General features: G+C 72.7%; 14 protein-coding genes. 13 read left to right on the top strand and 1 reads right to left on the bottom strand.

Features of this window, described 5'->3' with window-relative positions:
- The first annotated feature begins 44 nt into the window (after positions 1-44).
- The 6 genes from metK to RR1_RS03415 all read left to right on the top strand — a co-directional run bounded on the left by metK (position 45) and on the right by RR1_RS03415 (position 7,647).
- A complete protein-coding gene (gene metK / locus RR1_RS03440) occupies positions 45-1,259 on the top strand; it encodes a methionine adenosyltransferase (protein ID WP_040773847.1) in 1,215 nt (404 codons plus the stop codon).
- 13 nt (positions 1,260-1,272) lie between these two features.
- The gene (locus RR1_RS03435; RefSeq protein WP_083581004.1) at positions 1,273-3,294 is read left to right on the top strand and encodes a primosomal protein N'; all 2,022 of its coding nucleotides are present in this window, start codon (positions 1,273-1,275) and stop codon (positions 3,292-3,294) included.
- Positions 3,295-3,379: 85 nt separating this feature from the next.
- Positions 3,380-4,063: a PadR family transcriptional regulator gene (locus RR1_RS03430; protein WP_238559006.1), complete on the top strand. Its 684-nt coding sequence runs from the start codon at positions 3,380-3,382 to the stop codon at positions 4,061-4,063.
- Positions 4,064-4,147: 84 nt separating this feature from the next.
- Complete coding sequence (locus RR1_RS03425; RefSeq protein ID WP_040773511.1) at positions 4,148-5,155, top strand: alpha/beta fold hydrolase; 1,008 nt, start codon at positions 4,148-4,150, stop codon at positions 5,153-5,155.
- A gap of 60 nt (positions 5,156-5,215) precedes the next feature.
- Entirely contained in the window at positions 5,216-6,139 is a 924-nt protein-coding gene (gene fmt / locus RR1_RS03420) for a methionyl-tRNA formyltransferase (protein WP_010838504.1), read from the top strand.
- 56 nt (positions 6,140-6,195) lie between these two features.
- Complete coding sequence (locus tag RR1_RS03415) at positions 6,196-7,647, top strand: RsmB/NOP family class I SAM-dependent RNA methyltransferase (RefSeq protein WP_072713598.1); 1,452 nt, start codon at positions 6,196-6,198, stop codon at positions 7,645-7,647.
- 74 nt (positions 7,648-7,721) lie between these two features.
- Here the strand turns inward: RR1_RS03415 and RR1_RS03410 are convergent, their stop codons facing one another.
- Entirely contained in the window at positions 7,722-8,075 is a 354-nt protein-coding gene (locus RR1_RS03410) for a VOC family protein (protein WP_040773988.1), read from the bottom strand.
- Between the two features lie 109 nt (positions 8,076-8,184).
- Between RR1_RS03410 and lplAB the strand changes: the two genes are divergently transcribed.
- The 7 genes from lplAB (at position 8,185) to RR1_RS03375 (ending at position 14,160) form a co-directional block, all read left to right on the top strand.
- Positions 8,185-9,234 (top strand): lipoate-protein ligase LplAB, encoded by a 1,050-nt coding sequence (gene lplAB, locus RR1_RS03405; protein ID WP_010838899.1) that lies wholly within the window; start codon positions 8,185-8,187, stop codon positions 9,232-9,234.
- Positions 9,235-9,298: 64 nt separating this feature from the next.
- Positions 9,299-9,979, top strand: coding sequence for a ribulose-phosphate 3-epimerase (gene rpe, locus RR1_RS03400; protein WP_010838900.1), 681 nt, complete (start codon positions 9,299-9,301; stop codon positions 9,977-9,979).
- Positions 9,980-10,047: 68 nt separating this feature from the next.
- Complete coding sequence (gene ribD, locus RR1_RS03395) at positions 10,048-11,091, top strand: bifunctional diaminohydroxyphosphoribosylaminopyrimidine deaminase/5-amino-6-(5-phosphoribosylamino)uracil reductase RibD (RefSeq protein ID WP_051111231.1); 1,044 nt, start codon at positions 10,048-10,050, stop codon at positions 11,089-11,091.
- Between the two features lie 6 nt (positions 11,092-11,097).
- A complete protein-coding gene (locus tag RR1_RS03390) occupies positions 11,098-11,709 on the top strand; it encodes a riboflavin synthase (protein ID WP_010838902.1) in 612 nt (203 codons plus the stop codon).
- A 107-nt stretch (positions 11,710-11,816) separates the two neighbouring features.
- Complete coding sequence (locus RR1_RS03385) at positions 11,817-13,115, top strand: bifunctional 3,4-dihydroxy-2-butanone-4-phosphate synthase/GTP cyclohydrolase II (protein WP_051111229.1); 1,299 nt, start codon at positions 11,817-11,819, stop codon at positions 13,113-13,115.
- Positions 13,112-13,612: a 6,7-dimethyl-8-ribityllumazine synthase gene (ribH, locus tag RR1_RS03380; protein WP_010838904.1), complete on the top strand. Its 501-nt coding sequence runs from the start codon at positions 13,112-13,114 to the stop codon at positions 13,610-13,612. Before RR1_RS03385 ends, ribH begins: the two co-directional genes overlap by 4 nt.
- A 77-nt stretch (positions 13,613-13,689) precedes the next feature.
- Positions 13,690-14,160 (top strand): PH domain-containing protein, encoded by a 471-nt coding sequence (locus RR1_RS03375; RefSeq protein WP_010838905.1) that lies wholly within the window; start codon positions 13,690-13,692, stop codon positions 14,158-14,160.
- Positions 14,161-14,177 lie beyond the last annotated feature (17 nt).

The raw sequence follows: 14,177 nt of genomic DNA, 5'->3' as shown, positions 1-14,177 counted from the left end.
TCAGCACTTCTCCCCATCACACGTTCGTCGAGAGGACATTCTCCGTGAGCACGTCCGGTAGTCGCCTATTCACCAGTGAGTCCGTGACCGAAGGCCACCCGGACAAGATCTGCGACGCGATCAGCGACTCGATCCTCGACGCACTGCTCGCGGAGGATCCGCACGCCCGAGTCGCCGTCGAGACCCTCGTGACGACCGGTCAGGTCCACGTCGCGGGCGAGGTCACGACGAGCGCCTACGCGGACATCCCGAAGATCGTCCGCGACACCGTGCTCGAGATCGGCTACGACTCCTCGGCGAAGGGCTTCGACGGCAACTCGTGCGGCGTCAACGTCGCGATCGGCGCGCAGTCGCCCGAGATCGCGCAGGGCGTCGACACCTCGCACGAGGCGCGCACCGGCGGACTGTCCGACGACGAGATCGAGCGGCAGGGCGCGGGCGATCAGGGCCTGATGTTCGGCTACGCGACGACGGACACGCCCGAGCTGATGCCGCTGCCGATCGCGCTCGCCCACCGGCTGTCGCGGCGGCTCACCGCGGTCCGCAAGTCGGGGATCCTCCCGTACCTGCGCCCCGACGGAAAGACCCAGGTCACCATCGAGTACGACGGCGACACGCCGGTCCGCCTCGACACCGTCGTCATCTCGACGCAGCACGCCGCGGACATCGATCTGGACAACCTTCTCACGCCCGATCTGCGCGAGAAGGTCCTCGGCTCGGTGCTCGCCGAACTCGACATGCCCTCGCTCGACACCTCCGAGATCCGGTTGCTCGTCAATCCCACGGGCAAGTTCGTGCTCGGCGGGCCGATGGGCGACGCGGGCCTGACCGGCCGCAAGATCATCGTCGACACCTACGGCGGCATGGCCCGCCACGGCGGCGGCGCGTTCTCGGGCAAGGATCCGTCCAAGGTCGACCGCTCGGCCGCGTACGCGATGCGCTGGGTCGCCAAGAACGCGGTGGCCGCCGGTCTCGCGGAGCGCATCGAGGTCCAGGTCGCGTACGCGATCGGCAAGGCCGCGCCCGTCGGGCTCTTCGTCGAGACGTTCGGGACCGAGAAGGTCGATCCCGCCGCGATTCAGCGCGCGATCGGCGAGGTCTTCGATCTGCGCCCCGGCGCGATCATCCGCGATCTCGACCTGCTGCGCCCGATCTACGCGCAGACCTCGGCGTACGGGCACTTCGGCCGGACCGACATCGACCTGCCGTGGGAGAGCACCGACCGCGCCGACAAGCTGCGCGCCGCCGCGGGGCTCTGATCCTGCCGCGCCGATGGTGACGGGCGCACGCACGGCCGCGCCCACCGCCCCCGTCGCCCGGGTGCTGCCGCTGCTTCCGCTGCCGCACCTCGATCGCGAGTTCGACTACCTCGTCCCCGAGGAGTTCGACGGCACCGCACGGCCCGGCGTCCGGGTGCGGGTGCGGTTCGCGGGACGGCTCGTCGACGGATTCCTGCTGGGACGCACCGACGCGAGCGAGCACACCGGCAAGCTCGGGTGGCTCGAGCGCGTCGTCTCCGGCGAGCAGGTCCTCACCGACGAGATCGCAGACCTGGCCGAGCGGGTCGCCGCCCGCTACGCCGGAACCCGCGCCGACGTCCTGCGGCTCGCGATACCGCCACGCCATGCGCGCGTCGAGTCCGACGCGCCGCCGGAGCCCGCCGTCGTCGACGAGAGCGCGGTCGACGCCACGCCGTGGGGGCGCTACCGCCACGGCGACGCCTTCGTCGACGCCGTCCGCAGCGGGCGAGGCCCCCGGGCGGTGTGGCAGGCGACGCCGGGCGAGGACTGGCCGCGTCGGCTCGCCGAGCTGGCCGCGCTCGCCTCGACGGACGGTCGCTCGGCCGTGATCGTCGTCCCGGACCAGAAGGATCTCGACCGCGTCGTGGCCGCGGCGAGCGACGTCGTCGGTGCGGGCGGCGTCGTCGGGCTCGCGGCCGGACTCGGGCCGTCGGCACGCTATCGCCGCTGGCTCGCCGCGTTGCGCGGAACCGCCCGGATCGTCGTCGGTCCCCGCAGTGCCGTGTTCGCGCCGGTGCCCATCCTCGGTCTGCTCGCCGTGTGGGACGATGGCGACGAATCCCACGCGGAGCCCCGCGCGCCCTACCCGCACAGCCGTGAGGTCGCGGCGCTGCGCGCGTACGCGAGCGGCTGCGCCCTCGTCGTCGGCGGCCACGCCAGGACCGCGGAGAGCCAGCTGCTCGTCGAGACGGGGTGGGCGCACGATCTGGTCGCGCCACGCGAGACCGTCCGGCACGAGATGCCCGCCGTGACGGCGCTCGCGGACAGCGAGCGTGCGCTCGCACGTGATCCGCTCGCGCGCGCCGCCAGGCTGCCTGCCATCGCGTTCGCGGCCGCGCGTGCGGCCCTGGAGCGCGACGAGCCCGTCCTCGTCCAGGTACCGCGCCGCGGCTACGTGCCGTCGCTCGCGTGCGCGCGCTGCCGTACGCCGGCGCGCTGCCGGCGATGCAACGGCCCGCTCGAACTGCCCGACACCGCGGACGCGGACGGTGCCGCGTCGCCGACGTGCCGATGGTGCGGCACGGCCGACGCGGGCTACCGGTGCGGGACCTGCGGTGGCCGCGCGCTGCGCGCCGTCGTCGTGGGCGCGGGCCGCACCGCGGAGGAGCTGGGCAGGGCGTTCGCGGGCGTCCCCGTCCGGACGTCGGGTGGCGACGCCGTGCTCGCGGACGTCCCCGGTGGCGCGTCGCTCGTCGTCGCGACGGTCGGGGCCGAGCCGTACGCCCCGGACGGCTACGGTGCCGCGCTGCTGCTCGACGGCTGGGCGCTGCTCGGCCGCCCCGACCTTCGTGCCGCCGAGGAGACCCTGCGCCGCTGGACGGCCGCGGCCGCGCTCGTGCGGCCCGGCCGAGACGGCGGGAGTGTCGTCGTCGTGGCGGACTCGTCGATCCCGACGGTCCAGGCACTCGTGCGTTGGGACCCGGTCGGTCATGCCGCGGGACAGCTCGCCGAGCGCGTCGAGGTCGGGTTCCCGCCCGCGGTGCATCTCGCCGCGATCGACGGCACGGCGGCAGCGATCGCCGACATGCTCGAGGCCTCGGAACTGCCCGAGGGGACCGAGCGGCTCGGCCCAGTGCCGTTGCCGGCCGGTGCGCGCCGGCCGTTCGCGGGTGACGACGCCGATCCCGCGGACGTCGAGCGCATGCTCCTGCGGATTCCGCGCGGCGGTGGCCGCGCGCTCGCCGCGGCTCTGCGGGCAGCGCAGGCGGTACGGGGCGCGCGCAAGGCGGCGCACCCGGCGCGCGTGCAGATCGACCCGTTGCACATCGGCTGACGCCGCTCCCGGCTCGTCGCCGGACGTTGCCACCTTCCCGACGCCGATATATCGTTGATGCATCTCGATAGAAAGGAGAAGCATCATGGAACGGATGCAGCGAGAATTCCCATATCGCGACCCGCGCGGCCACGGCCGCGGACGAGGCGGTCGCGGACCGTACGGTGGCCCCGCGGACTTCGGGGGCGCAGGGTTCGGACCCGGTGTCGGGCCCGGCCAGTTCGGCCCCGGTGGACGGGGCCGAGGCAGAGGCGGCCGTGGCCGGCGCGGCGATGTCCGCGCCGCGATCCTGCTGCTGCTGAAGGAACGCCCCATGCACGGGTACGAGTTGATCCAGGAGATCGCCTCCCGCAGCGACGGAGTCTGGCGCCCGAGCCCCGGCTCGGTGTACCCGGCACTCTCGCAACTCGAGGACGAGGGGCACGTCGTCGTCGAACGACTCGCCGGCCGCAAGACCGCGCGGCTCACCGAATCCGGGACGGAGTACGTCGAGGCGACCGACCTCGGGACGCCCTGGGACGACGTGCGCGCCGCCGCGGACGACGGAGGAGGCGACCTGCGCCGCGCAGTGGGCGCTCTCACGGGCGCGGCCGGACAGGTCGCCGTCGTGGGAACCGACGCGCAGCGGCGACGCGCGGTCGAGATCGTGGACGAGGCGCGCCGGTCGCTGTATCGGCTCCTCGCGGACGACCTCGATCCGGAGCGCACCGACTCCGCCGACGGCGCGGACCTGTCGCCACGCGGAGGCGGCGAGCAGACCGCCGAGTGACTGCGACACGATCGCCGCGCACTCGTGGCCGAGCGGTGACCGCGTCCGGGCACGCCGCGGCCGGCGGTGCGCGACGATCACGACATGCGGATCGTCCGGGAAGCGGTGTCGGGAGTCGTCGTTCCGCTCGTCGTCGTGTCGATCCTGGTCGGCGCCGTGATCCTCGGCACCTCGGAGGCGAACGCGGCTCCCGCACCCCAACTCCCCGTGGGTGCGACCGTGCCCACCGAGCCCGGTCCGCGCCAGTTCGGTCGTAGCGAGGCGACGCGCTACGACCGTGACCGTCCCGGCGCGGCGCCCGCGGGCACCAACGACTTCGGGTGCGTCCCGAGCGCAGCCCACCCGCGCCCGGTGATCCTCGTCCACGGCACCGATGCGAGCGCCTACTCGGACTGGGCGATGATCGCCCCGATACTCGTCGACGACGGCCGGTGCGTGTTCGCCCTCGACTACGGGCGCGTGCCGGACCGCGACGGCAACGCACTCGGCGACATGCGTACCAGCGCACACCAACTCGCCGCGTTCGTCGACGTGGTGCGCGAGCGGACGGGAGCGGAGTCCGTCGATCTCGTCGGCTACTCGCAGGGCGCGAACGTCGCCCGGTGGTACGTCAACCTGCTCGGCGGCGCGGCCGTCGTGGAGCGGTGGGTCGGGCTCGCGTCGCCGTCACGCGGCAGCATCGCGTACGGCCTCGCCCCGCTGCTCGCGGCGATCCCCGGCGGACCCGATCTCGTCGAGGCGCTCACCTCGCTCGCGGTGCGGCAGCAGATGGCCGGGTCTCCCGAACTCGCCGAACTCAACGCGGGCGGTGACACCGTCCCCGGCGTGACGTACACGACCATCGGCTCACGTGTGGACGAGATGATCCAGCCCGCGTCGTCGATGGCGCTGGACGGGCCGGACACGCACGCCGTCTTCGTGCAGGACGGCTGTCCGCAGGACCTCTCGGGCCACTTCCTCGCACCGTACGACCCCTACGTCGCCGACCTCGTGCGCCTCGCGCTCGACCCGTCCGCCGAGCCGCGCGCAGCGTGCGTCCCCGTCCGCCTCGGTACCGGTATCGCGCAGGTCGTGCTCGATTCGCACTCGTAGCAGTGCCTGCTCGCGCAGCGGTGGGAATCGCGGGGCGTGCGCACCCATAGAATCGGGAGAATGCGCATCGTCTTCGCCGGGACTCCCGACGCGGCCGTTCCCTCCCTGGAACGGCTCCTCGCGTCACCACGCCACGACGTCGTCGCCGTGGTGACGCGACCCGACGCCGCGTCAGGTCGCGGTCGGCGCGTCGTACGGTCGCCGATCGGCGCCCTCGCCGACGAGGCTGGCATCGAGGTGCTCATGCCGTCGCGGCCCTCCGACGAGGACTTCGTCGCGCGGCTCACCGAACTGGCTCCGGACTGCTGTCCCGTCGTCGCGTACGGGGCGCTCGTCCCGCCGCACGTGCTCGCCGTCCCCCGGTACGGCTGGGTGAACCTCCACTTCTCGCTGCTGCCCGCGTGGCGCGGCGCCGCGCCCGTCCAGGCCGCGATCGCGGCGGGCGACGAGATCACCGGCGCGAGCGCCTTCCGGCTCGAGGAGGGGCTCGACACCGGGCCCGTGTTCGGCGTGGCGACCGAACGCGTCCGGCCCGACGACACGTCCGGCGTGCTGCTGGACAGGCTCTCCCACAGTGGCGCCGCGTTGCTCGAATCCGTACTCGACGGCATCGAGGACGACACCGTCCACGCCGAACCGCAGCCCGCCGAGGGCGTCTCGTACGCACCCAAGATCACGGTCGAGAACGCCCGCGTCGACTGGACGACTCCGGCCGCCGCCGTCGATCGCCACATCCGTGCCGTGACACCGGCACCCGGCGCGTGGACGTCGATCGGGGACACGCGCGTCAAGCTCGGCCCCGTCCGGGTGACCGACGACGTCGTACCCGCGGGCACCGTCGTGGTCGAGCGAAAGCGGGTGCTCGTCGGCACCGCGTCGACGGCCGTCGAACTCGGCACCGTCCAGCCGCAGGGAAAGAAGCAGATGATCGCCGCGGACTGGGCCCGCGGCGCACGACTCGACGGTGAGGTGACGGCGTCGTGAGCGACACCGAGAGTGGACAGGGCAGCGGCGGCAAGGGCAGTGGTGGCCGTCGCGGGGTGCGCAGCGACCGCAGCGGCGACAGCAGGCGCCCGGCGCGCGGCAGCGGAGCGGCCCCCGGCCGGGGACGCTCCGGCGGCCGTGGCCCCGCGGCTCCCGCACGCCCGGCCGAGAGCGATCCCGCCCGCGCGGCGGCCCGCGACGTCCTGCGCGCCGTGCGCGAACGCGACGCCTACGCGAACCTCGCACTCCCGAAGCTGCTGCGCGAGCGCCGGATCAGCGGCCGCGACGCGGCGTTCGCGACGGAATTGACCTACGGTTCCGCGCGTGCGCTCGGCTTCCTCGACGCCGTGATCGCCGACGCCGCGGGCCGGCCGGTCGCCGACATCGATGGGCCGCTCCTCGACATCCTGCGGCTCGGCACCTATCAGCTGCTGCGCACCCGGACGCCCACCCACGCGGCCGTCGCGACGAGCGTCGACATGGCGCGCACCGAGCGGGGCAAGGGCGGCGCCGGATTCGTCAACGCCGTGTTGCGGAAGGTGAGCCGGTCGTCGGCCGACGAGTGGATCGACGCTCTCGCCCCCGACGCCGCGAAGGACCCCGTCGGGCATCTCGCGTTCCGCTACGCGCATCCGCGGTGGATCGCGCAGGCGTTCGCCGACGCGCTCGGTTCCCGTGCCGACGAACTCGAAGCGCTGCTGACTGCGGACGACACGCGCCCCGCCGTGCATCTCGTCGCACTGCCGGGACGCATCACCGCGGAAGAACTCGCGCTCGTCGTCGGCGGCACCGAGAGCGAGCAGTCGCCGTACGCGGTGCATCTCGACGGCGGCGATCCCGGGTCGCTCGAACCCGTCCGCGACGGGCTCGCGCGCGTCCAGGACGAGGGCAGCCAGATCGTCGCGCGCGCACTGACTCTCGCGCCACTGGAGGGCGAGGACGGCGGCCGCTGGCTCGATCTGTGCGCCGGCCCCGGCGGCAAGTCTGCGCTGCTCGGCGCGCTCGCCGACATCGACGGCTTCCGCGTCGACGCCGTCGAACCCGCCGAGCATCGCGCCGAACTCGTGCGTAAGGCGGTCTCCGATCTGCCGGTCGACGTGCACGTCGTCGACGGCCGCGACTCCGGGCTCGAGCCGGGCTACGACCGCATCCTCGTCGACGCTCCGTGCACAGGTCTCGGCGCATTGCGCCGCCGTCCCGAAGCGCGGTGGCGGCGCGAACCGTCCGACGTCGGGCCGCTCGTCACGCTGCAGCGCGAACTGCTCGCGGCGGCAGCGGAACTCGTGCGGCCGGGCGGCGTCGTGCTCTATTCGACGTGTTCGCCGCACCTGTCGGAGACGGTGAGCGTCGCCTCCGATGCCGCGCGGCGTCACGGGCTCGTGGAACTCGACACCCGTGAGCTGATCCCGGGAGTGGGGGAGACGGGTGACGGCCCGTCCGCACAGCTGTGGCCGCACCGTCACGGCACCGACGGGATGTTCCTCGCCGCGCTGCGCAAGCCGCTGTAGCCCGCACCGAGCGGGCCGTTTCCGGAGCATCGGCCGAGTGGCGGTCCCGCCCACCGCCCGCTCGGCGAGTGGAGTCAGTCGTGGTGGGCAACGATGTTGATCACCGCGCCGTCGGGAGCGCGGACGAAGAATCGCCGCACACCCCACTCCTCGGTGGTGAGTGGATGCACGATCTCGACACCGGCGGCGACCGCTTCCTCGTACGCGGCATCGACGTCGTCCACGTGCAGCGAGAGCACCGAATCCGCGGGCGCGGTCGCGTCGTGGGTGACCAGTTGCACGTGCGCTCCGGTCTCGGGATCGGTGAAGCGCGCGACCCAGCCGAGGTCGAACTCCTTGGTGCTCAGACCGAGGAAGTCGGTGTAGAACGGTGCAGCGCTGTCGATGTCGGCGACCGGCAGATTCGTGGTGACGCGCATGACTCGCATCACCCGATCGTCGTCCCGGTACGCCCCGGATGTCCAGGGTCCGCTGTGTCCAGGGCCCGCCGGCTCCGCGCCGTGCTCGATAGGCTGGCGTCATGCGTGGTGACTGCTGATGCGTGGCGAATACAAGGTCCCCGGCGGCAAGCTCGTCGTCGTCGACGTCGAGGTGGCGGCCGGCAGGCTCTCGCAGGTGTCGCTCTCGGGCGACTTCTTCCTCGAACCCGACGAGGCGCTCGGCGACATCACCGCCGCCGTCACGGGCATGCCGACGACCGCCGACGCCGCGCAGCTCGGGCACGCGATCTCGGGCGCCCTCGGCGACGGCGCGTCGCTGATCGGGTTCACGCCCGAGTCGGTGGGTGTCGCGATCCGTCGTGCGCTCGGACACGCGACCGGCTGGTACGACCACACCTTCGACGTGATCGAGCCGGTGGTCCTCGATCCCGCGATGCACGTCGCGCTCGACGAGGTGATCACCCGCGAGGTCGCGACGGGGGAGCGGCCTCCGACCCTGCGGTTCTGGGACTGGGACGCTCCGCTCGTCGTCATCGGCTCGTTCCAGTCGGTGCGCAACGAGGTCGACGAGGCGGCCGCCGCGCGCCACGGCATCGGCATCGTGCGCCGCATCTCCGGCGGCGGCGCGATGTTCATGGAACCGGGCAACTGCATCACCTACTCGCTCGCCGTCCCCACCTCGCTCGTCGACGGGCTCACGTTCGAGCAGTCGTACGCGTTCCTCGATCAGTGGGTCATGGGCGCGCTCGCGGACGTCGGCATCACCGCCCGCTACGTTCCGCTCAACGACATCGTGTCCGACCAGGGCAAGATCGGCGGCGCCGCCCAGAAGCGGTTCGCGGCGGGCGCCGTGCTGCACCACGTGACGATGTCCTACGACATCGACGCCGACAAGATGTCGGAGGTGCTGCGGATCGGCCGGGAGAAGATCTCCGACAAGGGAATCACGAGCTCAGGCAAGCGCGTCGACCCGATGCGCTCGCAGACGGGCATGGCACGCGACGCCATCGTCGCCGCGTTCCTCGCACACTTCCGCGCCCGCTACGAGACCCGGACCAGTACCTACACCGACGCCGAACTGGCGGCCGCCCGCGATCTGGTCGAGTCGAAGTTCACGACGACGGACTGGACGAATCGCGTCCCCTGAGACCCCGTGCGGGTACGCCCGAACCCCCGGGATCGGTAGCCGCGATGCGCCGTAGACTGCGGGCGTGGCCCACCCGATGATCGCCCCGTCCATCCTGTCCGCCGACTTCGCGCGGCTCGCCGACGAGGCGGCCCGCGTCGAGGGCTCCGAGTGGCTGCACGTCGACGTCATGGACGCGCACTTCGTGCCCAATCTGACGCTCGGCCTTCCCGTCGTGCAGAGCCTGCTCGCCGCGACGGACATCCCGCTCGACTGCCACCTCATGATCGACGATCCGGGCCGCTGGGCGCCGGGCTATGCGGAGGCGGGCGCCTACAACGTCACCTTCCACGCCGAGGCGACGGACGACCCGCGGGCGGTCGCCCGCGACATCCGAGCCGCGGGCGGCAAGGCCGGTCTGTCGGTGAAGCCGGGGACACCGATCGAGCCGTACCTCGAGATCCTGAAGGACTTCGACACGCTCCTCGTGATGAGCGTCGAGCCCGGCTTCGGCGGCCAGTCGTTCATTCCCGATGTCCTCGGCAAGGCGCGGGCCGTACGCGAACTCGTCGACTCCGGCGAGCTGACCCTCGTCGTGGAGATCGACGGCGGCATCAACGCCGACACCATCGAGGCCGCGGCCGAGGCGGGCGTGGACTGCTTCGTCGCAGGTTCCGCCGTGTACGGCGCGCAGGATCCGGCCCTGGCCGTCCGTGCGCTGCGCGAGCAGGCCGCGGCGGCTTCGCCCCACCTGACGCTGGCCTGACGGTGGCGGCTTCGCGCGGAGGTGCCGCAGCGCGCTCGCGGCACGACGCCGACGAGATCGACGCCGCGATGCAGATCGCGATCGGCGCGTCCGAGACCGTCCGCGGCTCGACGAGTCCCAACCCGCCCGTGGGCGCGGTGATCCTCGACCGTGACGGCCGTATCGCCGGTGTCGGCGCTACGCAGCCCCCGGGCGGCCCGCACGCCGAGATCGTCGCGCTCGAGGCCGCGGGCAGGGCGGCGCGCGGCGGCACGGCCGTCGTCACGCTCGAGCCGTGCGATCACCAGGGCAGGACCGGGCCGTGCAGCCGGGCGCTCGTCGACGCCGGCATCGCCGAGGTGCACTTCGCGGCGGCGGACCCCAACCCGCGTGCCGCGGGCGGGGCAGGGACGCTCGCGGAGGCCGGCGTCTTCGTCTCCCGCGGGGTGCGCGAACGCGACGTGGAGACCGGGCCGCTGCAGGCGTGGCTCCATCGCGAACGGACCGGTCGGCCGCTCGTCCGCTGGAAGTACGCGGCGTCGCTCGACGGGCGCAGCGCCGCCGCCGACGGCACGAGCCAGTGGATCACCGGCCCCGCCGCGCGTGCTGTCGTGCACGCCCAGCGCGCGACGCTCGACGCGATCGTCGTCGGCACGGGAACCGTGATCGCCGACGACCCCTGGCTCACCGCCCGCACCCCGGAAGGCGACCTCGCAGCGCATCAGCCGGTGCGCATCGTCGTCGGCCTGCGGGACATCCCGGAGGGCGCGCGCGTACTCGACGACGCCGCCCCGACCGTTCTGGTGCGCACCCACGACCCGGCGGAGATCGCGGCCGCGCTCGCCGACTACACCGACGTGCTCGTCGAGGGTGGGCCACGCCTCGCGGGCGCCTTCCTCGCCGCGGGCCTCGTCGACCGGATCGAGGCGTACATCGCGCCGATCGTCCTCGGCGACGGCCCGGCCGCCGCGGTCTCGGCCGGCGTGACGACGCTCGCGCACGCCCACCGCTTCCGATTCGAATCCGCGGAATCCGCCGGACCCGACGTGCTGTTGCACTACGTGCGGGACGAGGCCACCGACAGCGCGACGCCGGCAGGCGGCCGCGACCAGCAGACGAGCGAAGGGACGTGACGGCGAGTGTTCACCGGAATCGTGGAGGAACGCGGCGAGATCACGGCGAAGGACGACCTGCCCGACGCGGCACGGTTCACGGTGCGCGGCCCGGTCGTGACGTCCGACGCCGGCCACGGTGACTCGATCGCGGTCAACGGCGTGTGCCTCACCGTCGTCGAGGTCCTCGCGGACGGTGCCTTCACCGCGGACGTGATGCAGGAGACCCTCGACCGGTCGAGCCTCGGCGCGCTCCGTGTCGGCAGCCACGTGAACCTCGAGCGTGCCGCCGCCGTCGCGAGCAGGCTCGGCGGCCACCTCGTCCAGGGACACGTCGACGCGACCGGCCGCGTCCTCGAACGGCGCCCGTCCGAGAACTGGGAGGTCGTGCGGATCTCGCTGCCCGACTCCGTGTCGCGGTACGTCGTCGAGAAGGGGTCCGTCACCGTCGACGGCGTCTCGCTGACCGTCTCGGCGGTGAGCGAGCCGAACGCGGCCGACGGGTGGTTCGAGATCTCGCTCATCCCGACGACCCTCGACCTCACGACGCTCGGCTCCGCGGAGCCGGGAACCGCCGTCAACCTCGAGGTGGACGTCATCGCGAAGTACGTCGAGCGGCTGCGCGCGAGCGGCCACTGACCGCAGGGCGTCCACGCCGGGCGGGGGCGTACGCATCAGGGGAAGTAGTGTTGACACGCACGCCGGGCGACGATTCCGAGTGGCGCAACGATCCGAGTGGAGTGGAAGTGACCAGGTTCGACAGCATCGAGCGCGCCGTCGCCGACATCGCGGCGGGCAAGGCGGTCGTCGTCGTGGACGACGAGGACCGTGAGAACGAAGGCGATCTGATCTTCGCCGCCGAGAAGGCGACGCCGGAGCTCGTCGCGTTCATGGTCCGCTACACCTCGGGCTACCTCTGCGTCCCCATGACGGGCGCCGACTGCGACCGCCTCGGCCTGCCGCCGATGTACGCGACGAATCAGGACAAGCACGGCACCGCGTACACCGTGACGGTCGACGCGAAGGACGGCATCGGCACCGGCATCTCGGCGTCCGACCGCGCGACGACGATGCGCAAGCTCGCCGACGAGACGACGGGTGCCGCCGACTTCACGCGTCCCGGCCACGTCGTGCCGCTGCGGGCCAAGGAGGGCGGCGTGCTGCGCCGTCCCGGGCACACCGAGGCGGCCGTCGATCTGGCACGCATGGCCGATCTGCGTCCCGCGGGCGTGATCTGCGAGATCGTGAGCCAGAAGGACGAGGGCGAGATGGCCCGCACCGACGAGCTCCGCGTGTTCGCCGACGACCACGACCTCGCCCTCATCTCCATCGCCGACCTCATCGCGTGGCGCCGCAAGCACGAGAAGCAGGTCGTGCGCGTCGCGTCGGCCCGGATCCCGACGCGTCACGGCGAGTTCACGGCCGTCGGCTACAAGAGCCTCTACGACGACGTCGAGCACGTCGCGCTCGTGCGCGGCGACGTCGCGGGCCCGGACGGCGACGGCGCCGACGTGCTCGTCCGCGTCCACTCGGAGTGCCTCACGGGTGACGTGTTCGGCTCGCTGCGGTGCGACTGCGGTCCGCAGCTCGACGCCGCGCTCGACATGGTCGCGCAGGAGGGCCGCGGGATCGTGCTCTACATGCGGGGCCACGAGGGCCGCGGCATCGGGCTGCTGCACAAGCTGCAGGCGTACCAGCTGCAGGACGCCGGCGTCGACACCGTCGACGCGAACCTCCAGCTCGGGCTCCCCGCGGACGCCCGCGACTACGGCACCGGCGCGCAGATCCTCGTCGACCTCGGCGTGACGTCGATGCGGCTGCTCACGAACAACCCGGCCAAGCGGGTCGGACTCGACGGCTACGGGCTCGAGATCGTCGATCGCGTCGCGATGCCGTTGCGTGCGAACTCGGAGAACCTCACCTACCTGCGCACCAAGCGCGACCGCATGGGGCACGACCTCGTCGGGCTCGACGAGTTCGAGGTCGACACCCCCGCCGAGCCGGGCGACTACTTCCAGGCGAGCGGGCAGGGAGACGCGCCGTGAGTGGTGAGGGCCGCCCGGAGCTGCAGCTCGCGGACGCCAAGGGTCTCAAGCTCGGCATCGTCGCCGGACGGTGGCATCACGACATCAGCGAGGCACTGCTCGCCGGTGCGCTGCGCGTCGCGCAGGCGTCCGAACTCTCCGACGAGGACGTCACCGTCGTTCGCGTCGCCGGTGCGATCGAGCTCTCCGTCGTCGCGCAGCAACTCGCCCGCACCCACGACGCCGTCGTCGCGCTCGGCGTCGTGATCCGCGGCGGGACCCCGCACTTCGAGTACGTGTGCGACGCCGTGACGGCGGGCCTGACCCGCGTCGCGCTCGACGAGAGCACCCCCGTCGGGAACGGCGTGCTCACGACCGACACCGAACAGCAGGCAGTCGACCGGTCCGGATTGCCCGGCTCGGTCGAGGACAAGGGCGGCGAGGCGTGTGCGGCGGCGCTCGACGCCGCGGTGAGCCTGCGCCATCTCCGCCAACCCTGGACCGAGAGCTCGTTCTGAGCGCTGGGTCGTGGGGACGACCGTGAACGACCCGGCCGCGCCCCGACGATCGACGGCCCGAACATCGAGAGGTACCCATGACGCCGTCCGGCCAGCCCGAGACCGACATCGAATGGACGACGATCGGACGCCCGCGCAAGACGACCCGGTACGCCGTCGCGGTCGCGGTGGGCCTCGTGATCCTGCACGTCACGTTCGCGATCCTGCTGCGCGGTGACACCAGCACGGGCGTGTTCTTCCGCCCCGCCGATCAGCTCGCCTTCGTGGGCATCGGCATCGTGCTCGCCGCGGGTGTGCTCACCCTCGCGCGGCCGCGGCTCGCGGTCTCGCCCGCGGGCGTGCGCGTGCGCAATCCGTTCACCGAACGCACCTTCGCGTGGCACGACGTCCACGGAATGAGCTTCCCCGACGGCGCCGCGTGGGCGCGTCTCGAGCTTCCCGACGACGAGTTCATGTCGGTGATGGCGGTCCAGGCCAACGATCGCGAACGCGCCGTCGACTCCGTCCGGTCGTTCCGCGAGGCGGAGGCACGCTACACGCGGGAGTGACGGACCGGGCGGCTACC

The sequence above is a fragment of the Rhodococcus rhodnii NBRC 100604 genome (assembly GCF_001894925.1).
Taxonomy (GTDB): Bacteria; Actinomycetota; Actinomycetes; order Mycobacteriales; family Mycobacteriaceae; genus Rhodococcus_F; species Rhodococcus_F rhodnii.
Note: the sequence above shows the minus strand (reverse complement) of the source record. Positions and strands in the feature narration are given on the sequence as shown.